We start from the raw sequence: 19,833 nt of genomic DNA on the forward strand, positions 1-19,833 counted from the left end.
TGACGTTTCCTTGAGGCTATCCCGAACGGCCGTACCGGGGCGCCGACGCGGGCCCCGGCCGTGCGGCGGCTAGCGTGCTCCCATGGAACGGATGGGCCTGGCGCCGGGGTCGGAGGTCGGCGGATACCGGATCGTCGCACCGCTCGGCTCGGGCGGGATGGGGACGGTCTACCGCGCCGTCGACGGCGGCGGGAAGACGGTCGCGCTGAAGCTGCTGCACCCGCACATCGACGTGGACCCGGTGGCCCGGGACCGGTTGCGCCGTGAGGTCGCGGCCCTGCAGCGCCTGCGTCACCCGGCGGTCGCCGCGGTGCTGGACGCCGAGATCGACTCCACCGAGGCCTTCGTCGTGACCGAGCTCGTCGACGGCCACAACCTCGAGGAGCACGTGCGGGCCCATGGCCCGGTCCCGGCGCCCGAGCTCGCGCGGCTCGCCACCGGGCTCCGCGACGTGCTCGAGGCGGTCCACGCGGCCGGCGTCGTGCACCGCGACCTCAAGCCGAGCAACGTCCTGGTGACCGACGGCGGGCCCGTCCTGATCGACTTCGGCATCGCCCAGGCGACCGACGACGCCCAGCTCACGTCCGGCAACCTCGTCGTCGGCACGCCCGGCTACCTCGCCCCCGAGCTGCTCGCCGACGCCGAGCCGAGCGCGGTGACGGACTGGTGGGGCTGGGCCGCGGTGCTCGCGTTCGCGGCGACCGGCCGGGCGCCGTTCGGCATCCGCCCGATGGAGGCCGTGCTCGCGCGGTCGCGGGCGGGCGACGTCGACGTGATCGGGCTCGGCCCGCTCACGGCGGGCGCCCTGAGCGCGGCGCTGGATCCCGATCCGAGCCTGCGGGCCCTGCCCGACGACGTCGTGGCCGACCTCACCGAGGCCGCCGAGCAGGGCGACCCGTTGCCCTCGACCCAGGTGCTCACCCGGACGGTCGGTGCCGTCCCGCCGGGTCCTCCGACGGCTGCGACGGCCGCCTTCGTCGTGCCCGACGTCGCGAACGACGGCAGGACGCGCGCGTTCGGCGCCGTCCCCCGCCAGGACGACGCAGCGGCCGTGCCGGACGCGGGGTACGGCGAGAACCCGCCGCCCAGCGTCCTGCCGGGCGCCGGGTACGGGCCGCCCCGTGATGACGAGCAGGATCACGGCGGGTCGGGCTACGGCGAGCCGGGCTACGGCCCGGCCGGCCCGCTCGAGCCACCGCCCGGCTACGTCGCCCCGCAGCCTCGCCTCCGGGTCGGGTCGGTGCTCGCGCTGGCCCTCCTCGTCATCGCCGGCGCCGCGCTCTACCCCGGCGTGACGGCCGTCGTGGCCGGGCTCGCCATCGTGCTCTTCCGGACCGTCGGATCGGCGGTCGCCGCCCTCCACACGCGCCGTGAGCGACGCGGCGGGGTGGGCCGCGCCGACGCTGCGCGGGCCGTCGCGGCGAGCCCCTGGCATCTGCTCCGCGCGCTCGTCGGGCTGGTGCCGTCGCTGCTGCTCGGGGCGAGCGTGATCGTGATCGTCGGGGGCGTGCTGTGGTGGCTGCTCGGGTCGGACCGCCTGGTGATCGGTTCGCAGGGCATCGGTGGCGGGACGGCGCCCGGCGGGGGCAACGAGCCCTGGGTGTACTCCGCGGCGCTCGCGGCCGCCATGCTCGGGGGTCTCGCGCTCGTCTGGTTCGGCCCGACGTCCCGGCTCACCCGGATCGGGGCCCGCCGCACCCTGGCGGCGCTCGCCCCGGGGAACGCCGGCGCGGTGGTCCTGGTCGTGCTCGCGCTCGTCGGCGCCGGTGCTCTCGTGGCGCTCGTCGTGACCGGCCAGGACGTGACCTGGTGGCCGCTGCCGGGCGGGCCCGAGCTGCCCTGACGTGGCGGGGCCGGGGTCAGCGCAAGGTCCGCGTCGTACCCTGTGCGCATGAGGCTGCGGCGGGGTGACGTGCGACGGGGTCGAGCCCTGCCGCCGCTCGTTGCCGCAGGCGCGCTCGCGTCGGTCGTCGGCCTCGGTGTCGCGCTGGCCGGCCCGGCGCAGTTCGCCCTGCACTCCTGCGTGCCCGGGGAGGGGCCCGTCGGCTGGCTCGGGCTGCGGCTCGCGCTCATGCGCACCTCGGTCGACTGCCCGGAGGGCACCCTCGCCGTCGGTGGGTCGGCGGCGAACAGCGCGCTCGTGGTCTTCTCGGTCGCGATGCCGACGCTGCTCGTCCACCTGCTCGCGGCCGTCTGCGGGGTGAGCCTGTCCGCCCTGCTCGCCCGGGCGGCGTCGGGCCTGCGCCGGGTGCTCCGCTCGGCCTGGCGGGCGCTGCCGGAAAGCCCCCGCGCCCCCTGGGTGGCGGCGTTCGGCGTCGTCGGGCACGAGCTCGACGTCGTGCGCCGCCGGATCGGTGACGTGGCCCACCCCGACCGTGGTCCGCCGGTGCTCTGCGCCGCCTGATCCACGGCCGCCTCGGCCACCCCCAGACCCGACCGAAGGAACTGAAGCCATGCCCAGCAACACGCCGCGCGAGTCCAAAGCGCAGCAGCGGGACGCCTCCCGCCAGAAGGCCCTCGACATGCGGGCCGCCCAGCAGAAGAAGGCCAAGCGCAGCCGACTGCTCGCGATCTCCGGGCTCGTCGCCGCCGTCGCCGTCCTCGCCATCGTCGTCGCCATGATCCTCAGCCAGGCGAAGCCCACCGCCTCGGACCTCGACGAGGAGAACCCGCTCCAGGGCATCACCGCCCCGGCGGGCGCGCTCGACAACGGCGCCATCCCGGTCGGCGCCGACGGGACGGCCGGATCGACGTCGGGCGCCGACGCCCCGACCGTTGCCGTGTACTTCGACTACCTGTGCCCGTACTGCGCGCGCTTCGAGGACGCCAACGCGGCCACGCTCGACAAGATGGCGAGCGCCGGCGAGATCACCGTGGCGTACCACCCCATCTCGATCCTCGACCGGCTCTCGTCCGGCACCGAGTACTCCACGCGCGCGGCCCAGGCCGTGGCGTTCGTGGCCGACGCCGACCCGGAGCACTTCGTTGCGCTCCACGAGGCACTCTTCGCGAACCAGCCCGCCGAGAACACCGCAGGGCTGAGCGACGAGGAGATCGCGGCGCTGGCGGTCGAGGTCGGCGTGCCGCAGGACATCGCGGACCAGATCGTCGCCGACGGCGGCGCGTTCACGACGTGGGTCGCCGCCGCCACGGCGCAGGGCCAGATCGATGGTGTGAGCGGGACCCCGACGATCATGATCAACGGCGAGAAGACCGCCGACACGCTCGACATCTACACCGCCGGTCCGCTCGAGGAAGCCATCCGCGCAGCGATGGGCTGACGTCTGCCCGCCGCGGCGATCGGTAGGCTGTTCCGGCACCCCCGGACCGGCTTCACCGACCGTCGCGGCGCACGCCTCCTTAGCTCAGTTGGCCAGAGCACCTGTCTTGTAAACAGGGGGTCATCGGTTCGAATCCGATAGGAGGCTCCACGGGCGGTCGGGCCGCGTTCGGGTGGGGTTTCACCCGCGCCTGTGCACGGTTCGCCGATGCTCATCGCCTCGATGGGATACGGGGACGTCTGGGTGCTATCACCCAGACGGGTGTATGTCCCTGATGTCCGCAATGAGAACCTGAAGGACCGGTCAGGAAGGGGCCGTCGCGACTCCCTTGGGGTAGGCCATGTCTCCAGACCGCGAACTTCGCATTGACATCACGAACGACGACATCCGGTTGGCCAAGGTGGCTTGGCTGACCTCCTGGGAGTCGGACGCCCCGAACGACCGGGTCTCGGACCTCTACGAGGACTACGCCGCCCTCGTCTCGGCCCAGGCCCAGCAGATCGCCGACGGCGTGCGGCGGACCAGGCCGCGGCTCGTCGAGTAGGCGACCGTCAGGACCGTCCGGTCTCCTCGATCAGCCGCAGCGCGGCGCTGACGCGGGGGTTCCGTGCGGGATCGGAGTCGATCCGCAGGCACTGGTAGATCGCGTTGATGTGGTTCTGCACCGACTTCTCGGTGATGCCCAGGCGTTCGCCGATGCCGGCGTTCGACAGGCCCTCGGCGAGGTGGCGAAGCACGACGTACTGACGGTCCGTGAGCCGTTCGACGGCGGAGCCGGCGCGCGGTGTCATCCGGTCGATCAGGGCCGGGTCGAGCGTGGTCTCACCCCGGGCCGACGCGCGGATCGCCGCCGCGAGCACTGCGGAGCTGGTCGACGACGTCTTCGACAGGTAGCTCCAGCCCGAGGCCACGTCGGCCGGCAGGTCGAGCAGCAGGTCCATCGCGTCGTGCGCGGAGAGCAGCAGGATGCCCAGTCCGGGTTGCTGCCGGCGCATCGTCACGCCGAGCGAGATCCCGTTGCCGTCGGGCAGGTCGATGTCCATGACGACGACGTCGATCGTCCCGGGCCGCAGCAGCCGGTTGGCGTCGGCGACCGTGCCGACCGCCGCCACGACGCGGACGCCGGGCTCGGCACCGAGCGTGAGCTCGAGCATGTTGCGGAACAGCGGCTGGTCCTCGACGATCCCGATGCGAACGACGGACGCGCTGTGACTGGCCACCTGCACGAGTATCGCCGGTCGGCGGTGCCACCGGGGGACTTTGGGAGCCGCCGGGCGATCTGCCCCGATGCCAGAGGTGTCCCGTCGGGCTGGCACACTCGGTTCGTCCGGGCGCGCGTGCATCGTCCGGGCGATCCAGGGGAGATGAGGACCGTGCCGCCGATCTCGGACGCCGAGGCCGATCGCCGCCGCGACACGCGTGCGGACTACCGGGCCCTGCTCGCCGGCAGTGGGCTCATCGGCGTGCTGTTCGCGATCGGCGCGGCAGCCGACTCGACCTGGCTGTACGGCCACGTGTCGCGGGACCCCGGGTCGCAGTTCGGCGGCCGCCTGCTCGCCAACATCATCCTGGGCGCCGTCGACCTCGCCGTGCTGGTCGCCCTGCGCCCCGAGCTTCGACGCGGCCGGTGGGCGCGCGGGATCACGGTGACCGCCGCGGCCGTCGTCGCAGCCGGCGCACGCGTCGCGGCGCACACCCTCCTGGGGGTCTATGCGGTCGCGACGCCCGGCACCCGGCTGGCCGAGTTCGCGAGCGGGTTCCTCATCGCGATGGCGGCGAACCTCCTCGGGATGGGCTTCCTGATCTCGCGGCAGCGGGTCCGTCGGCAGGCGCGCGCCACCGCTCTCGATGCGATCCAGTTCAAGCTTGCGGTGAGCGCGTTGCAGGGCGAGGAGATCCGGGTGCGCCGGGAGGTCGCGGAGGGTCTGCACGGCAGCCTCCAGCAGCGGCTCGTGCTGGTCACCGCCCGGATCGACGCCCTTGTCGACCGGCTCGCCGCCGGCCCCGCCACGGCCGGCGACGTCGCCAGCCTGCGTGAGATCAGCCTGACGCTCGACCGGATCCGGCAGGGCGACGTCCGCGAGATGAGCCGGATGCTCTACCCCGACGGGCTCGAGGTCGGCATGGTGCCTGCGGTCCGGAGCTTGCTCGTGCGCCTGCCCGCGTCGATCGCGACGAACCTCGTCGTCTCCGACGCCGTCCGGCGCCTCGACGACCCCGCCTCGCCCCTGCTCGCCCAGGGCGAGCGGCTGCTCGCGGTCCGGGTCGTGGAGGAGGCGGTCACCAACGCGCTGCGGCACGGCGCGGCGACGCGGATCGAGGTGCGGCTCGCCGAGCGTGCGGGCGACTTGATCGTTGAGGTGCATGACAACGGGTGCGGCTTCGACGTCGGGGCGGTCCCGCGGTCGGGGACGGCCCGGCTCGCCGACCGGCTCTCGCTCGCCGGCGGCCGCCTCGAGATGCGGTCCGACCTGGGAACCGGCTCAGTCATCGCGGCCTCGTTCCCCGTCATGGCCCCTGTCACAGGGCCGCTCGGGTTAACCCGTTCGAGTGATGGTCGCTGACGACCGTCGAGACCGGGTGCGGGGTTCGTCCCCTTTGCGGGAGTTCCAATGTGCCCAATTCGGACTCCCACTGACGTATGGGTGCTAGCACCCAAGTCAGGACGGTGTGACAGCAAGTGGCGTCCCTACTATTCGCCACGGCTCGTACAACTCGGGCTGGGGAGGTTCCGCGCTGGCGCGAGAACCCCGCGGTTCCGATACTCACATCCCAGGAGAACACCATGGCGAAGAAGCTCTCGACCACCCGCAAGGGCCTCGCGATCGGGCTGGCCGTCGTTGGCATCGCTGGGCTGTCGCTGGCCTCCGCAGCGCAGCTGAACCTGACCGGCCCGACGACCGGGACGCTTCAGGCGGGCGTAGCCACCATCGTGAACGCCGACTGCCAGACCTCCCCGATCAGCGTCACCTTCGCTGCGCCGGTGCGCACCGGAAAGGTGTACAAGTCCGAGTCGATCGACATCACGGGCATCGATGCGGCCTGCAGCGGGAAGAACTACAAGCTCTCCGTGCTCAACGGTTCGGACGTCCTGGTGATCACTCCGGAGCAGGGCGGAACGGTCGCGACCGTCGTGGCTCCCGCGAAGAGCGCTCTTTCCGTGAACATTTCCGGCCTCACGGCGACGTCGGTCGACACCATCAAGTCTGTAGCGCTGACCATCTACAGCTGACCGCTCCGCCACTTCAGAGCTGACCATCTCCGAGACCCACGCGCCCTCCGCGGTGCGCCGAGCACCCGACGCCCGTTCGTGGCGTCGGGTGCTCGGCGTTGCCTCGAACGTGCTGCTCATCGTGGGGGCTCTGGTTGCGGGATGGCTTCTCTGGCCGACGAGCCTGGGGGGCTGTACGACCCTGACGATCGTGACCGGGCACTCGATGGAGCCGATCTACTACACGGGCGACCTGGTGGTGTCACGGTGCGGGGAGCCGAGCGTGGGCGACGTCGTCGTCTATCAACCGGAATCGATCGGCGGTGCCCGCATCATCCACCGTGCCGTCGGTGGAGATGCGGCAGCAGGCTGGGAGATGAAGGGTGACAACAACGACTTCGTCGATCAGTTCACCCCGAAGGGCGCCGAGATCCTCGGGACAGCGAAGCTTCATCTTCCCAAGGTTGGACGCGCTGCGGCCGCGCTGACGAGCCCGCTCATCTGGCTCTCGGTGATCGCACTGGCCCTCGCCCTGCTGCTCTGGCCCAGGACGGCACGGGAGGACGATCACTCGGACAGCGAGGCTCCCGACCCCAAGAACGGGGTGGGCGTCCACGAGTCCGCGCGCCCGGTCGAGGCAGAGCAATGAGGCGAATCGCGGCCGTTCTTGCCTTGGTCGTCGCGATCCTCCTGACGCCCAACGGCGCGAGCGCTGCGCAGCTCACGATCGTCGGCAGCAGGACGTTCCACGCGGCGTCGTTCTCCCGGTGCGACGACGCGGTCGTCCTGCTGACGAGCGCGAGTCGTACGTCCGTTCAGGTCAAGGACCTGGCTCCCGCCTGTGGAAGCGCGAACCTGCGACTCTGGGTATGGGATTCGAACAGCCAGAAAGAGCTCTCTGGCGGCGGGATCGTGCCCGCTCTCGGCGGAACGCTGACCATCACGCTCCCGGGGAAGCTGAGCAGCGCCGGCGCAGGTCTCACGGCATTCGTGACAGTCGGCTCTTGGGGGGTCCCTGCCACCTGGGAAGCTGTCCTTCCCGCCGTGACCTGTACCGTCACCGGAATCGTCCATTGGGGAAACAACCCCAGGTGGACGCGCTGGGTGACTGCGCCGGCTGGTGAGACCTGCACTGCAGCCCTGGTCGGTACCCCGACCACACCGAGGCCGGGGTCCCCATACTCCGACGTCTCAGTACTGATCGCCACGACAAGCACGACCACGGGTGACGACAGTATCCAGTGGGAACTGACGATGAACTTCGCTGATCCGGTGTTCCCCTTCGTGCCCGTCGGCCTCACGTCGTGGTCGAACTTCCACGTCAGCTCGACCTGCTCTGCCCTCCCTGTCGTGCGGATCGGTGGCGATCTTCCTCACCATGACGGCGTCACCAATGGGAGCCCCCGGCAGCTCAACATGCGTGCCTTCCAGTCGGCAGGCGGCGACGTTCTCAACTGCGCATGATCGTTCGTTCGTTCGGGTGGGTCGGACCCAGGACTTCTCACACCCCCGCCGCCACGGCCGATCAGATCCTCAGGTGCCCCGCTTACGCACAGGAAGTGCAGCAGCGGGGATGAGGGGATCACCGTGGCGATGGATCGCACACAGATTTGGGGCCGGAGGCTTCTTTCGAGCGCCTTCGTCGCGCTGGCCGCGCTCGGCTTCCGCAGCGTTGCGGCGGGTGAGGGCGGCGGACTTCTGGTCGGCCTGAACGGTTCGAGCACCACGGGCTGCCTGGTCGGTGAGTTCACAGTCGGCTACGTCGTGGACTACGTGACCGACCTGGACGGCTACGGCGTCACGGGCGCCGAGCTCACCGGGATGGGGGCCGAGTGCGAGGGCCGCACCGTCCAGGTGAGCTTCACCGCGGACGACGGCGCGCTCCTCGCCAAGGCCAGCGCGCTCATCTCGACGCCCCGCACGGCCGTCGTACTGGCGGAACCGGCAGCGATCGACGCGTCCCAGGTCGCCGGGGTCTCGGTGGCCGTCGTCGGCTGAGCCGATCGGGGCACCCCGCTACCTCGCGTACGCTTCTCTCGTTCAATTCTCGGCCTCGGCCGAACGGGTGAACAGGTCCCCCATTCGGGTGCCTTGGTCGCGGGGGGCGTGAGGAGCTCTCCGTGTCGATCTACCACTTGCTCAGCCTGCCGCGCTGGCTCATCGTCGCGATCGTCGTCGTCGTCGGCCTGCTCGGGGTCGAAGAACAGCTCGGGCGGGGCGCGCAGGCACGCGCCCAGGAGATCCCGTGCACCTTCGAGTCCGTGGACTACACCTACGGCCATGCGGCGGCCCTGGGTGGGCGCGGGGTCACGGGCGCCGAGATCTCGGGCGTCGCACCCGTGTGTGCGGGTCGCATCATCCGGCTCACGTTCGTCGCCGCAGACGGGTCGCCGCTCGCAGCGGCCGCTACCCGTATCCAGGCCCCACTGACCGTCCTCGAGCTGCCGGTCGCCGAGACGCTGGCAACCGACCGCATAGAGCGGTTCGACGTGGTCCTCGAGAGCTGAGCGTCCTGGTGAGCTGAGCGCGCTCGAGCGTTGAGCGGGCTCGAGCGTCGAGCGTGCCCGAGCGCAGATCTCGCTGCGCGCCCGGCCGAACGAGCTACCCGGCCGACCCCGTCGCCCGTGACCCGCCGTCGACCGGCGTCGGGCCCGCGAAGGGCCCTTCGACCGGCCCGAGCTCGGGGCGCTTGGGCGTGCGCAGGTCCCCGGACGAGCGGTGGCGCAGGCGGCGGGTCGCCCACGGGTAGACGTGCTCGCGCAGCCAGACGGCGTCGGACATCGCTTTCTCCAACCGGGGCACGGGCGGCAGCGGCGTGAGCGGGTCGTCCCAGGCGGCGTCGTCGGGCTCGAGGCCCAGTCCGACCAGGGCCGCCTGCGCGACCCGCGCGTGACCCTCGGTCGTGAGGTGGATGCGGTCCTCGGACCACATCCGCCAGTCGCGCAACGACTGCATCCCCCACAGGTCCAGCACCTGCGCGTCATGACGGCGCGCGATCGACCAGACGTAGGAGTTGAAGATCCCCACCCGGTGGCGGGTGCGCCGCATCAGGGCGCTGTCGACCGGGTTCATCCCGGTGGAGAGCAGCACGTCGGCGCCCGATGCCCGCAGCTCGACGACCGCGGCCTCGAGGCGATCGGCGAGGTGGTCGACGTCGATCGTGGGGCGCAGGATGTCGTTCCCGCCACCGACGAGCGAGACCAGGTTGGGCTCGAGCGCGAGCGCCGTGGGGAGCTGATCGGTGAGGATCGGGCCGAGCAGGCGGCCCCGGATCGCCAGGTTGGCGTACTCGAGCGGGTCGACGCCGGCGGCGGTGCGGCGGCTCGACAGCCGCACCGCGAGGATGTCCGCCCAGCCGCGGCAGCGGGCGTCGTCGTCGGGGTTCACGTCCCACAGGCCCTCGGTGAACGAGTCGCCGATCGCGACGTAGCGGGTCCAGGTCGGGGCGGGGGTGCTCAGGTCGGTCACCCGCCCAGCATGGACCCCGCGGCGGGGGTGCGCTCGCCGATGACGGATCAGGGCAAGGACCAGTCGATGGGGGCTGCGCCCTGCGCGACGAGCAGCGCGTTGACCCGCGAGAACGGCCTGGACCCGACGAAGCCCCGACGGGCCGACAGCGGGCTCGGATGCGCGGAGGCGACCACCGGGGTCGTACCGAGGGCCGGGGTCAGCGCCTGCGCGTCCCGCCCCCACAGGACAGCCACGAGCGGGCCGCCGCGGGCCACCAGGGCCTCGATCGCGCGGTCGGTGACCGTTTCCCAGCCCCGACGCCGGTGGGCGGCGCTGCGTCCCTCCTGGACGGTCAAGACGCGGTTGAGCAGCATGACCCCGCGGTCCGCCCAGGGGCTCAGATCCCCGCTGCCGGGCGCGGGGACGCCGACGTCGGCCGTCAGCTCGGTGAAGATGTTGGCGAGCGAGCGCGGCAGCGGGTGCACGTCGGGCCCGACCGAGAACGCGAGCCCCATCGAGTGCCCAGGCGTCGGGTAGGGATCCTGCCCGACGACGAGGACGCGCACCTCGGCGAGCGGTCGCGCGAACGCCCGCAGCACGCTGTGCGCCGGCGGCAGGTAGGCGCGGCCGGCGTCCGCCTCGGTGTCCAGCCAGCCGGCCAGCGCGTCGAGCTGCGGGCCGACGGGGGCCAGCTCCGCCCGCCAGTCGGCGGCGACGACGCTCGTCCAGTCGGCGGCGGACGGGCGCGGGGGAGTCGGGGGCACCCACGCGAGGCTACCGATCCGGCGCGCCGGGGGACGGCGCGCCGAGGGGAATGACACCGGTGTGGTTCGCCTCTACGATGGGCCGCAGTGGTCAGGACCGCTCGATGAAGGAGGACCGATGGAAGCCAGAGCGACGGCGGTGCGCGAGCTGCCCGAGGCAGAGCTCGAACGGGAACTCTCCGAGCGCGACCAGCAGGTCCTGGCTTTCGAACGGCAGTGGTGGAAGTACGCCGGGGCCAAGGAGCAGGCGGTCCGCGAGCTCTTCGACATGTCCGCCACCCGGTACTACCAGGTGCTCAACGCCCTGATCGACTCTCCGGTCGCGCTCGAGCACGATCCGATGCTCGTGAAGCGTCTTCGCCGGATGCGCGCGTCGCGTCAGCGTGCCCGTACGGCTCGCCGCCTGGGCGTCGACGGCTGAGCTCACTGCTGGACCGGCTAATCTGTCGGCCGTGACCAAGGGCGAGTACCCGTACCCTCCGGACGAGTTCGACACTGTCGAGCGCGGATCCGTACCCCGTGGCGTGCACCGGGCCACACGGTCGAGATGGAAGCGGATCTGGCCCTTCCTCCTCGTGATCGTGCTGTTCCCGACGCTCGCCTACGGTGCGGTGACGTACTGGTCGAGCGAGCGTGACGGCGCGACGACCGCGGCTGAGAGCGTGACCGACGGCACGGTCGCCGAGGAGGCCCCCGTCGAGGAAGAGACTCCGGCGGAGACCCCCGCCGAGACGCCGGCCGAGACCCCGGCTGAGACGGTCGCACCCGTCGCCGACCTGGCCACGCCCGTCGTGGTCTTCAACGCGACCTCCACGAGCGGGCTGGCCGGCGACGCGGCGGCCGCACTCACCGAGGCGGGCTGGGAGTCGGCCACCTCGGAGAACTACACCGGGGGCTCCCTCGACTCCTCGACCGTGCTGTTCGCATCGGCCGAGCTCGAGGTCACCGCGCAAGCGGCCGCCGACGTGCTGGGCATCACCACGATCGCGCTCGACGAGACGGTCGAGGGTCTCGAGATCGTGCTCGAGAACGACTACCGGCCCTGACTCACCGGCAGCCGTAGCGGCGACTCGGGCCGAGCGAGCGCCTGCGCCGCCTCGACCTCGTCCAGCTGCGCGACGGCGAGCACCACGCACGCCGCGCTCCACGACAAGGGTGCGACCGCGGCGGGAGAGCCGTCGCCGAGCACCTTCTCCGGGATCGCGCCCGACGACGTGCGGTGCGCGTCGAGCCAGGTCAGCCAGGACCGCGCCGCCGCGGTGTCGCCCGCCCACGCGGCCGTGAGCCCGTAGAGCGAGGTCTGCGGGGTCCAGGAGATGCCGTCCTTCTTCCAGCCGGCGCCCGGGGCCAGCCCGCCCGCGGGGCGAGACATCTCGCGCGCGGAGGCGCGCCACGACGCGAGGGCGCCGGGGACCGGCTCCGGCTGGAACGGCGGCAGCAGGAAGGCGCCGGCGGCGTCCCGCTGGAGGCCGTCGGTGTAGCGGGCGAACCGGGGGCCGAACCGGTCCACGATCGCGCCGTGCAGATCGCTCGCGCGCTCCGCGGCGGCTTCGGCCGGGAGCCGCTGGCCGAGCGCGCCGTTCAGGCGAGCGGCCGCCTCGAGGCCGCTGAGGATGGGGGCCGCGGTCCCGAGCGTCAGGCGCGACTCCCCGACCTCCCAGAAGTCGCTCGAGGCACGCGGGAGCGAGTCGCGCCGGTCGGTGAGGTCGAGCAGGTGCTCGGTCGACCGGTCGATCAGGGGGCGCAGCGCGCGGGCGGCGGCGAGGCGGTCGGCGTCGGGCATCGACGCGAGCACGCTCTGCGTGGCCCACAGGGCCCAGCCGGTGCCGTCCGCCTGGATGCCGCGATCGTCGGGCGGGCCGGAACCGTCGGGCAGGTAGCGGGCCTCGAACGAGCCGTTGCGGTGCTGGACCCGCTGGAGGAACGAGAGGATCTCGATCGCCTCGTCCGGGTGGCCCGTGGTCGCCATCGCGACGGCGACGAACGAGGCGTCCCGCGGCCAGACGTACCGCCACCGGGCGGACCAGCCGGCGACGGACGCGCCGTCGTTGAGCAGCAGCGCGCGCATGTCCAGCAGGGCGCCCTCGGCCATGTCGGCGTACGGGCCGTCACCGCCGGGGACGGTGCCCGACGCGAGCCACGCGCGCGACTCCGCGGCGGCCGCCTCCGCCACGGCGAGCGCGTCCGGATCGGCCGGTCCGGGGTCGAGCACCCGGCTGCCCGGCAGGTAGTCGGCGGTGGTCCCGGCCGGCACGAGGGTCGGCAGGACGGAGCCGCTGCCCGAGACGCCGTCCGAGTACAGCGCGATGGTCTCCGAGCGGTCCAGGTTCGCCCAGGGCGACCGGGGGTCGGTGAGCAGGAACGGGTAGGCGAGCATGGTGATCGTCACCATCGCGGTCACCGAGCGCCGCGTCCAGCGGGCCGCCCCGCGCCGTCGGGCCGCCGCCCGGGCGGCCGCGACCGCAGCCGAGGGTCGGGCTTCCGACCCGGGGCGCTGGGGCCCGACGGGCCTGAGCGGGGTCGAGGGATCGGTCGCCTCGACGAGGTCGCGCGTCGGTGCGGTCATCACGTGCGAGCGTAGCCCGAGGCGTCCACCCGCAGCGAAATGTGGCCGTCCAGCGGGGCTCGGGAGGGGTCCTCCCTTGCACTCGCCGTGGTCGAGTGCTAACCATGGACTTAGCACTCTCGGCATGAGAGTGACAGAATCATCGGGCCGTCCGGTGAGGTGCGCGCGACAACGGGACATGACCGTCGTCGCGCGGGCCGTCCGTCGCGGGCATCAGCCGGCCCCACCCCCAGCACAGCGGAGGTACATCACCGATGGCCAAGATCATTGCGTTCGACGAGGAGGCACGTCGCGGCATGGAGCGGGGCATGAATGCCCTCGCCGACGCCGTCAAGGTCACGCTCGGCCCGAAAGGCCGCAACGTCGTCCTCGAGAAGAAGTGGGGCGCGCCCACCATCACCAACGATGGTGTGAGCATCGCCAAGGAGATCGAGCTGGAGGACCCGCTCGAGAAGATCGGGGCCGAGCTCGTCAAGGAGGTCGCCAAGAAGACCGACGACGTCGCCGGTGACGGAACCACCACCGCCACCGTTCTCGCCCAGGCGCTCGTGCGCGAGGGCCTGCGCAACGTCGCCGCCGGCGCCAACCCGATCGCGCTCAAGCGCGGCATCGAGAAGGCCGTCGAGGCCGTCACCTCGGAGCTGCTCAAGGCCGCCAAGGAGATCGAGACCAAGGAAGAGATCGCCGCGACCGCGGGGATCTCGGCCGGCGACTCCTCCATCGGTGACCTCATCGCCGAGGCGATGGACAAGGTCGGCAAGGAAGGCGTCATCACGGTCGAGGAGTCCAACGCTCTCGGCCTGGAGCTCGAGCTGACCGAGGGGATGCGCTTCGACAAGGGCTTCCTCGCCGGTTACTTCGTCACCGACCCGGAGCGTCAGGAAGCCGTCCTCGAGGACGCGTACGTCCTGCTCGTCGAGTCGAAGATCAGCTCCGTCAAGGACCTGCTGCCCCTCCTGGAGAAGGTCATCCAGTCCGGCAAGCCGCTGGTCATCATCGCCGAGGACGTCGACGGTGAGGCCCTGGCCACGCTCGTCGTGAACAAGATCCGCGGGACGTTCCGCTCGGTCGCCGTCAAGGCGCCCGGCTTCGGCGACCGCCGCAAGGCGATGCTGCAGGACATGGCCATCCTCACGGGTGCCCAGGTCGTCTCCGAGACCGTCGGGCTCAAGCTCGACACCGTCGGCCTCGAGGTGCTCGGCACCGTCCGCAAGGCAGTCATCACCAAGGACGAGACCACTCTCGTCGAGGGTGGCGGCGAGCCGGACCAGATCGCCGGTCGCGTCAGCCAGATCCGTGCCGAGATCGAGAACTCGGACTCGGACTACGACCGCGAGAAGCTCCAGGAGCGCCTCGCCAAGCTGGCCGGTGGCGTCGCCGTCATCAAGGCCGGTGCGGCCACCGAGGTTGAGCTCAAGGAGCGCAAGCACCGCATCGAGGACGCCGTTCGCAACGCGAAGGCCGCCGTCGAAGAGGGCATCGTCGCCGGTGGTGGCGTTGCTCTCATCCAGGCCGGCAAGCTCGCGTTCGAGCTTCCGGAGATCCTCGCCCTCGAGGGCGACGAGGCCACCGGTGCTCGCATCGTGGCGCTGGCGATCGACGCTCCGCTCAAGCAGATCGCGATCAACGCCGGCCTCGAGGGTGGCGTCGTGGCTGAGCGCGTGCGCAACCTGCCGACCGGGCACGGCCTGAACGCCGCGACCGGCGTGTACGAGGACCTGCTCGCGGCCGGGGTCAACGACCCGGTCAAGGTCACGCGCTCCGCGCTGCAGAACGCGGCGTCCATCGCCGCGCTCTTCCTCACCACCGAGGCCGTCGTGGCCGACAAGCCGGAGCGCAACGCGCCGGCTGGTGGCGGCGACGGCGGCGGCGGCATGGGCGGCATGGACTTCTGATCCTTCTCGGATCAGGAGCCTGAGCTCCGCTGCAGCTCGCTGCACGACGTAGTTCATCGCACGACGTAGTTCATTGCACGACGCAGTTCATTGCACGACGGCGGGCCGGTCACCTTCGGGTGGCCGGCCCGCCGTCGTTTCGCCGCGGTCGTCTTGGTCGCCGTTCGCCCGGGCCGGGCCCGCACGTACCCGGGCGCGAGCGACGACCGGCGGCTGTCGGGTACGCGGTCGGTCAGCGGTCGACGGGGCGGATGCGCAGGCCCGACGCGCGAAGGCGGCGGACCAGCTCGCGGGTGCCGACCGGCTGCGCGCCCTGCTCGATGAGTCGGTCCCGCAGGTCGTCGGGGACGTCGTAGTGGTCGCGGTCGAACGCCCGCTCCGGGATGCCGGCCGCGGAGGCGAACGCGTGCAGCTCCGCGAGGGACGAGTCGCTGACCAGGTGGCTCCACAGGCGCCCGTGCCGGGGCCAGAGCGGGGGATCCACGAGCACTGTCATCCGCCGAGGCTAGTGCGCTGCCAGGGCCAGGAGCACCGGGTGGGCCTACCGTGGACGGATGGGACAGAGGAGCGCGTACCGACCGCGGCGCCGGTTCGTCCGACGCGTCAGGACCGCAGCGGTCGCGCTGGTGTGCGGTGGGGTGCTGGTCGCGTGCGGTGGCGGCTCGACCGACCCCGATCCGACCGGCACGCCGTCCGCGGCGTCGTCCGGCTCAGAGTCGTCGGGCTCGGCCGGGTCGACGCGCGTCGCACGCCCGCCAAGCCGCACCCAGCAGTACCTGCCGGGGTTGCAGGCCGACGTCTGGGAACCGGCCACCCCCGCACCGGGCCCGCTCGTGGTGCTCATCCCCGGTGGCGGCTGGGTCTCGGCCGACCGGGCGGGGCTGGCCCCGCTCGCGTCCGCGCTGTCCGACGACGGCATGACCGTCGTGTCGGCGACCTACCGGACCTCGTCGGACGACGAGTACTTCCCGGCACCGCTCGAAGACGTGCTGTGTGCGGTGGCCTTCGCCGCCGCGGTACCCACCGCGACGGGTGATGCGCCGCATCCGGTGGTCGTCGTCGGGCACTCTGCCGGGGCCAACCTTGCGGCCCTCGCCGCGCTGGTCCCTGAGGGGGCGGGGGAGTCCTGCCCGTACCAGGCCGTCGCCCCCGACGCGCTGGTCGGGCTCGCCGGGCCGTACGACGTGGCTCAGCTGCCGGAGATCGCCGTGGCGCTGTTCGGCGCGTCCGCCGAGGACGAGCCCGGACGGTGGGAGGACGGCAACCCCGTGCTCCATGCTGGCGGCCGCGAGGACGTTCCGGTGCTGCTCCTGCACGGTGAGGACGACCCCGTGGTGCCCGTCTTCTTCACGACCGAGTTCGCGGCGGCGCTCGAGGACGGCGGGCACGACACCACGGTCGAGATCGTGCCCGGCACCGACCACTCGGGGATCTACCAGGTGGACGTCGCGGCCGACCGGATCATCGACTGGGTCGACACGCTGCCCTGACGTGCTCAGTGCCTGAGTGCCTGAGCGCGTGTCTCAGCGTCCGAACAGGCGGGTGGCCTGCTGCTCGGCGTCGGCGTACGACGTCGCGGCTGCGCCGAGCGCGGCCGTGACCTGGTCGAGGGACTCCTCGACGCGCTGCTGCGTGCTGGCCCAGTCCGCCATGACGGTGCCGAACGCGCTCGCCGCCGACCCGCGCCAGCTGCCCTGCAGCTCCGTGAGGTGCCGCATCATCGCGGCCACCTCGGTGCGGATCGCCGCCGTCGAACCGCGCACCGCGGCGCTCGCGTGCGCGACCTGTTCGCTGTCGACCTCGTACCTGCTCATGACAGTCCCCCCTCGGTTGGCCAAGGCGCCGACGCTACGAGGGCCGGGGGGCCTTTCGCCGGCGGGCCGGACCGCGCTGGGGACGGGCGGGACTCAGCCCCGCCCGGGGGACGGCTGGTGGGACGGGTCCGCCTCGGAGGCGGTGGCGTCGGAGGCGGTGGCGTCGAAAGCGGTGGAGGCGGCGGCAGGGGGAGCGTCGGACGGCTCGGCGGCGGCCGCCTCGAGCGTCGTGAGCTCCTTCTCGAGCCGGTGCAGCTCCGCGCCGACGTTCTGCCGTGCGGGTTCCTCCCACGCGGAGCCCAGCGGGCTCACGAACAGGGCTCGGCGCTGCAGCAGCTTGGTGAGGATGCGGATCCGTGCGCGGACGTAGTCCTCGACCGGGAGGTGCGAGTACTCCTCCCGGATGTCGCGCAGGTACGTCTTGTAGCGCTGGGGCTCGCTGGCCAGGACGGCGAGGTCCGCGTCGCACAGCACTGCGCAGTCGAAGTCACCCGACGTCGGCGCGTGCCGCCGCAGGGCGATCACCAGGTCGTGCACCCGCACCGCGCGCTTCTCCGGGACGCCGAGGGCCGTCAGCTCCTCGAGCGCGAGGTCGGCGCTGGCCACCTCGTCCTCGCCGCCGCGGTTCGCGTAGCTCGCCTCGTTCGCCGCGTCGAAGATCGCGCCGTGATACCACGCCGCGAGCCGTACGACCTCGGGCTCGTGGGTCTCTTCGGCCAGCTCGTCGACGCGTGCGAGCACGTCCGCGAGGTGCTTGATCGTGTGGAAGTGTCGCCCCGGCTCGGCCCAGCGCTCGATCAGCCGGGTCCCGACCTCCCGGATCTCCTCGGGGGACGCGGTCGCCCCCGTTCCCAGGCAGCTTCGCACCCAGGCGGACAACAACCACTGCGGAGCGTCGTAAACGCCCATCGACTTGCCTCACCACTACCAGGGGAACCTCGGACAAAGAATCAGCATCTTATCCCCCGTATCGGGCGGGTCCGGGGCTGATCGCGGGTGGTTTCCGGGGTGTTTGACCTGGAAACGACCGGATTCAGCACGACCGGAACCGTCCGGACCGAATCGGCAGAGCGTCAGACCAGCGGCGGGCTCGGGTCGGCCCCCCGAGCGACGCGGCGATCGCCGTCGGCCCCTGGAGCGACGCGGAGGCCGCCGTCGGTGGCGCCGGGTCGGTCGGACTCATCGAGCGCTTCGGAGTCGTCGAGCGCGTCGGGGTCGTCGAGCTCGTCGGGTGCGGGGGTGCCGTGGCCACGCGTGGCTGGGTCGACGGGCAGGCTGACGCGGACCGTGGTGCCGCCGCCGGGGGTGGGCGCGATCTCCACCGTTCCGTGGTGCGTGCCCACGATGGCCGCGACGATGGCCATCCCGAGTCCGGCGCCGCCGCCGAGCTCGCGCCCGCGGGAGGAGTCGACCCGGTAGAACCGCTCGAAGATGCGCGCGGTGTGCTCCGGCAGGATCCCGGGGCCGTGGTCGCGCACCTCGAGCACCGCGCGCGCCGTCGGGCCGGCGCCGACCAGACCGACGGCGATCTCCACCGGCGTGCCGGCGGGGGTGTGCTGAGCGACGTTGCCGGTGAGGTTGGCGAGCACCTGCCGGAGGCGGTCCTCGTCGCCGATGACGACGCACGGCGTCACGGGGGTGCCGGCCACCAGGGGCTCGAACCGGATCGGCCGCTCGACGTCGAGCGCGTGCAGGTCGCTGACCGCATCGGCGACGAGGACGGTGAGGTCGACCGACGCGGAGCGCATCGGGCGGCCGTCGTCGAGCCGCGCGAGGTGCAGCAGGTCCTCGACGAGCCGACCCATCCGGGTCGCCGAGTCCTCGATCCGCCGCACGGTGTCGTCGACCTGCGGCTTCGTGGTCACCGCGCCCATGCGGTACAGCTCGCTGTAGCCGCGGATCGTGGCGAGCGGGGTGCGCAGCTCGTGCGACGCGTCCGCGACGAACCGTCGCATGCGCTCCTCGGAGGCAGCCCGGGCGGCGAACGCCTGCTCGATCTGGGTGAGCATCGCGTTGAGCGCGTCACCCAGGCGGCCGACCTCCGTCGTCGTGGGGGCGGGCGGGACGCGACGGGACAGGTCGCCCGCGGCGATGGCCGCGGCGGTGTCCTCGATCTGGCGCAGCGGCCGCAGCGACCGGCGCACCGCGAGCCAGCCGGCGAACCCGCCGAGCACGAGAACGACGACGGAGATCCCCAGCAGCGCCCATCGCATCTGCGCCATCGTGGCGCTCGCGGACGTCAGGGGCAGTGCGACCGCGACCGATCCGACGACCGAGTTGTCCCGGGTGCTCACCAGAGGCAGCTCGATCACGCGCCACAGGCCGCCGTTGCCGGCGGAGGCGACGGTGAAGGGCTCGCCGCGGAGCGAGGCGACCTCGGCCGCGGTGAGGTCGGGGAGGTCGGGGACGGACGACCCGCGCGTGGTCGCGGACGGGTAGGTCAGGACGACCGAACCGTCCAGCGCCGCGATCTGGACGTAGTAGTCGCTGGGTCGCCCGTCGGAGCCACGCAGCGCGTCGTCCCCGTCCCAGGCCTGCTGGGCGGACTGCTTCGCGGAGGTCGCGAGCTGGGCGTCGACCTGGCTGATGAGCGAGCGGTCCAGCAGGGTCAGCGTGGCCAGGCTCGCGAGTCCGAGCCCGAGCAGCAGCAGCCCGGTGATGATCCCGACCATGCGCACGCGCAGGGGCACCGCGTGCAGCCGCGCCGCCCCGTCGGCTCGCAGGCGCGCGAGGTGCCCGGGTGGGGGGGAACCGGCGTCGGGCGGGCCGGCGTCGGGCACACCGGCGTCCGGCACATCGGCGTCGGGCGTACCGGCCCCGGGCGGGCCGGCGTCGGCGATGCGTGGGTCCAC

The 19,833-nt window shown here is 72.4% G+C and carries 22 protein-coding genes and 1 tRNA gene; 15 read left to right on the top strand and 8 right to left on the bottom strand.

Annotated elements, in window-relative coordinates:
- The first annotated feature begins 82 nt into the window (after nucleotides 1-82).
- From EUA98_RS09475 to EUA98_RS19725, 5 genes are all read left to right on the top strand, one after another.
- Nucleotides 83-1,843, top strand: coding sequence for a serine/threonine-protein kinase (locus tag EUA98_RS09475; RefSeq protein ID WP_130102437.1), 1,761 nt, complete (start codon nucleotides 83-85; stop codon nucleotides 1,841-1,843).
- A 48-nt stretch (nucleotides 1,844-1,891) separates the two neighbouring features.
- On the top strand, nucleotides 1,892-2,404 hold the full coding sequence (locus EUA98_RS09480; protein ID WP_130102438.1) for a hypothetical protein: 513 nt from the start codon (nucleotides 1,892-1,894) through the stop codon (nucleotides 2,402-2,404).
- Nucleotides 2,405-2,453: 49 nt separating this feature from the next.
- On the top strand, nucleotides 2,454-3,281 hold the full coding sequence (locus EUA98_RS09485; protein ID WP_130102439.1) for a DsbA family protein: 828 nt from the start codon (nucleotides 2,454-2,456) through the stop codon (nucleotides 3,279-3,281).
- A 73-nt stretch (nucleotides 3,282-3,354) separates the two neighbouring features.
- A tRNA-Thr gene (locus EUA98_RS09490) sits at nucleotides 3,355-3,431 on the top strand.
- 250 nt (nucleotides 3,432-3,681) lie between these two features.
- On the top strand, nucleotides 3,682-3,825 hold the full coding sequence (locus tag EUA98_RS19725) for a hypothetical protein (protein ID WP_165372781.1): 144 nt from the start codon (nucleotides 3,682-3,684) through the stop codon (nucleotides 3,823-3,825).
- 7 nt (nucleotides 3,826-3,832) lie between these two features.
- Here the strand turns inward: EUA98_RS19725 and EUA98_RS09495 are convergent, their stop codons facing one another.
- Nucleotides 3,833-4,501 (bottom strand): response regulator transcription factor, encoded by a 669-nt coding sequence (locus EUA98_RS09495; protein ID WP_242511371.1) that lies wholly within the window; start codon nucleotides 4,499-4,501, stop codon nucleotides 3,833-3,835.
- A 144-nt stretch (nucleotides 4,502-4,645) separates the two neighbouring features.
- On the opposite strand from EUA98_RS09495, the gene EUA98_RS09500 reads away from it, so the two are divergent.
- The 6 genes from EUA98_RS09500 to EUA98_RS09525 all read left to right on the top strand — a co-directional run bounded on the left by EUA98_RS09500 (nucleotide 4,646) and on the right by EUA98_RS09525 (nucleotide 8,999).
- On the top strand, nucleotides 4,646-5,845 hold the full coding sequence (locus EUA98_RS09500) for a sensor histidine kinase (RefSeq protein ID WP_130102441.1): 1,200 nt from the start codon (nucleotides 4,646-4,648) through the stop codon (nucleotides 5,843-5,845).
- Nucleotides 5,846-6,066: 221 nt separating this feature from the next.
- Nucleotides 6,067-6,513: a hypothetical protein gene (locus EUA98_RS09505; RefSeq protein ID WP_130102442.1), complete on the top strand. Its 447-nt coding sequence runs from the start codon at nucleotides 6,067-6,069 to the stop codon at nucleotides 6,511-6,513.
- A 262-nt stretch (nucleotides 6,514-6,775) separates the two neighbouring features.
- A complete protein-coding gene (locus tag EUA98_RS09510; protein ID WP_242511372.1) occupies nucleotides 6,776-7,141 on the top strand; it encodes a S24/S26 family peptidase in 366 nt (121 codons plus the stop codon).
- Nucleotides 7,138-7,956 (top strand): hypothetical protein, encoded by an 819-nt coding sequence (locus tag EUA98_RS09515; RefSeq protein ID WP_130102444.1) that lies wholly within the window; start codon nucleotides 7,138-7,140, stop codon nucleotides 7,954-7,956. The genes EUA98_RS09510 and EUA98_RS09515 overlap by 4 nt, the downstream gene beginning before the upstream one ends.
- Before the next feature lie 129 nt (nucleotides 7,957-8,085).
- Entirely contained in the window at nucleotides 8,086-8,490 is a 405-nt protein-coding gene (locus EUA98_RS09520; RefSeq protein ID WP_130102445.1) for a hypothetical protein, read from the top strand.
- Nucleotides 8,491-8,612: 122 nt separating this feature from the next.
- Nucleotides 8,613-8,999, top strand: a complete 387-nt coding sequence (locus tag EUA98_RS09525; protein WP_130102446.1) for a hypothetical protein — start codon at nucleotides 8,613-8,615, stop codon at nucleotides 8,997-8,999.
- A 94-nt stretch (nucleotides 9,000-9,093) separates the two neighbouring features.
- On the opposite strand, the gene EUA98_RS09530 is transcribed toward EUA98_RS09525, so the two are convergent.
- Nucleotides 9,094-9,960, bottom strand: coding sequence for an SGNH/GDSL hydrolase family protein (locus EUA98_RS09530; protein WP_242511373.1), 867 nt, complete (start codon nucleotides 9,958-9,960; stop codon nucleotides 9,094-9,096).
- A gap of 47 nt (nucleotides 9,961-10,007) precedes the next feature.
- Nucleotides 10,008-10,706 (bottom strand): uracil-DNA glycosylase, encoded by a 699-nt coding sequence (locus EUA98_RS09535; RefSeq protein ID WP_130102447.1) that lies wholly within the window; start codon nucleotides 10,704-10,706, stop codon nucleotides 10,008-10,010.
- 118 nt (nucleotides 10,707-10,824) lie between these two features.
- Here EUA98_RS09535 and EUA98_RS09540 point away from each other — a divergent pair, with 118 nt between their 5' ends.
- The gene (locus tag EUA98_RS09540; protein ID WP_130102448.1) at nucleotides 10,825-11,127 is read left to right on the top strand and encodes a DUF3263 domain-containing protein; all 303 of its coding nucleotides are present in this window, start codon (nucleotides 10,825-10,827) and stop codon (nucleotides 11,125-11,127) included.
- 31 nt (nucleotides 11,128-11,158) lie between these two features.
- Entirely contained in the window at nucleotides 11,159-11,752 is a 594-nt protein-coding gene (locus EUA98_RS09545; RefSeq protein WP_130102449.1) for a LytR C-terminal domain-containing protein, read from the top strand.
- Here the strand turns inward: EUA98_RS09545 and EUA98_RS09550 are convergent.
- Entirely contained in the window at nucleotides 11,740-13,272 is a 1,533-nt protein-coding gene (locus EUA98_RS09550) for a glycoside hydrolase family 15 protein (protein WP_130102450.1), read from the bottom strand. The genes EUA98_RS09545 and EUA98_RS09550 overlap by 13 nt on opposite strands.
- A gap of 254 nt (nucleotides 13,273-13,526) precedes the next feature.
- Here EUA98_RS09550 and groL point away from each other — a divergent pair, with 254 nt between their 5' ends.
- Entirely contained in the window at nucleotides 13,527-15,167 is a 1,641-nt protein-coding gene (groL, locus tag EUA98_RS09555; RefSeq protein ID WP_130102451.1) for a chaperonin GroEL, read from the top strand.
- 232 nt (nucleotides 15,168-15,399) lie between these two features.
- Here groL and EUA98_RS09560 read toward each other — a convergent pair whose 3' ends face one another.
- Nucleotides 15,400-15,663 (bottom strand): DUF4031 domain-containing protein, encoded by a 264-nt coding sequence (locus tag EUA98_RS09560; protein ID WP_130102452.1) that lies wholly within the window; start codon nucleotides 15,661-15,663, stop codon nucleotides 15,400-15,402.
- Between the two features lie 58 nt (nucleotides 15,664-15,721).
- Here EUA98_RS09560 and EUA98_RS09565 point away from each other — a divergent pair, with 58 nt between their 5' ends.
- Nucleotides 15,722-16,657, top strand: a complete 936-nt coding sequence (locus EUA98_RS09565) for an alpha/beta hydrolase (protein ID WP_130102453.1) — start codon at nucleotides 15,722-15,724, stop codon at nucleotides 16,655-16,657.
- A gap of 33 nt (nucleotides 16,658-16,690) precedes the next feature.
- Here EUA98_RS09565 and EUA98_RS09570 read toward each other — a convergent pair whose 3' ends face one another.
- The 3 genes from EUA98_RS09570 to EUA98_RS09580 all read right to left on the bottom strand — a co-directional run bounded on the left by EUA98_RS09570 (nucleotide 16,691) and on the right by EUA98_RS09580 (nucleotide 19,833).
- Complete coding sequence (locus tag EUA98_RS09570) at nucleotides 16,691-16,981, bottom strand: WXG100 family type VII secretion target (RefSeq protein WP_130102454.1); 291 nt, start codon at nucleotides 16,979-16,981, stop codon at nucleotides 16,691-16,693.
- A gap of 93 nt (nucleotides 16,982-17,074) precedes the next feature.
- Complete coding sequence (locus EUA98_RS09575; RefSeq protein ID WP_130102455.1) at nucleotides 17,075-17,890, bottom strand: HD domain-containing protein; 816 nt, start codon at nucleotides 17,888-17,890, stop codon at nucleotides 17,075-17,077.
- 164 nt (nucleotides 17,891-18,054) lie between these two features.
- Complete coding sequence (locus EUA98_RS09580; RefSeq protein ID WP_350339493.1) at nucleotides 18,055-19,833, bottom strand: sensor histidine kinase; 1,779 nt, start codon at nucleotides 19,831-19,833, stop codon at nucleotides 18,055-18,057.

Origin of the sequence: Pengzhenrongella frigida (assembly GCF_004168625.1) — a bacterium.
Classification (GTDB): Bacteria; Actinomycetota; Actinomycetes; order Actinomycetales; family Cellulomonadaceae; genus Pengzhenrongella; species Pengzhenrongella frigida.

Excerpts from the sequence above, each read along its gene's own strand:
- EUA98_RS09475 (WP_130102437.1), top strand. The coding sequence starts at position 83 with ATGGAACGGATGGGCCTGGCGCCGGGGTCGGAGGTCGGCGGATACCGG.
- EUA98_RS09480 (WP_130102438.1), top strand. The coding sequence starts at position 1,892 with ATGAGGCTGCGGCGGGGTGACGTGCGACGGGGTCGAGCCCTGCCGCCG.
- EUA98_RS09485 (WP_130102439.1), top strand. The coding sequence starts at position 2,454 with ATGCCCAGCAACACGCCGCGCGAGTCCAAAGCGCAGCAGCGGGACGCC.
- EUA98_RS09500 (WP_130102441.1), top strand. The coding sequence starts at position 4,646 with ATGAGGACCGTGCCGCCGATCTCGGACGCCGAGGCCGATCGCCGCCGC.
- EUA98_RS09505 (WP_130102442.1), top strand. The coding sequence starts at position 6,067 with ATGGCGAAGAAGCTCTCGACCACCCGCAAGGGCCTCGCGATCGGGCTG.
- EUA98_RS09515 (WP_130102444.1), top strand. The coding sequence starts at position 7,138 with ATGAGGCGAATCGCGGCCGTTCTTGCCTTGGTCGTCGCGATCCTCCTG.
- EUA98_RS09520 (WP_130102445.1), top strand. The coding sequence starts at position 8,086 with ATGGATCGCACACAGATTTGGGGCCGGAGGCTTCTTTCGAGCGCCTTC.
- EUA98_RS09540 (WP_130102448.1), top strand. The coding sequence starts at position 10,825 with ATGGAAGCCAGAGCGACGGCGGTGCGCGAGCTGCCCGAGGCAGAGCTC.
- EUA98_RS09550 (WP_130102450.1), bottom strand. The coding sequence starts at position 13,272 with ATGACCGCACCGACGCGCGACCTCGTCGAGGCGACCGATCCCTCGACC.
- groL (WP_130102451.1), top strand. The coding sequence starts at position 13,527 with ATGGCCAAGATCATTGCGTTCGACGAGGAGGCACGTCGCGGCATGGAG.
- EUA98_RS09560 (WP_130102452.1), bottom strand. The coding sequence starts at position 15,663 with ATGACAGTGCTCGTGGATCCCCCGCTCTGGCCCCGGCACGGGCGCCTG.
- EUA98_RS09565 (WP_130102453.1), top strand. The coding sequence starts at position 15,722 with ATGGGACAGAGGAGCGCGTACCGACCGCGGCGCCGGTTCGTCCGACGC.
- EUA98_RS09570 (WP_130102454.1), bottom strand. The coding sequence starts at position 16,981 with ATGAGCAGGTACGAGGTCGACAGCGAACAGGTCGCGCACGCGAGCGCC.
- EUA98_RS09575 (WP_130102455.1), bottom strand. The coding sequence starts at position 17,890 with ATGGGCGTTTACGACGCTCCGCAGTGGTTGTTGTCCGCCTGGGTGCGA.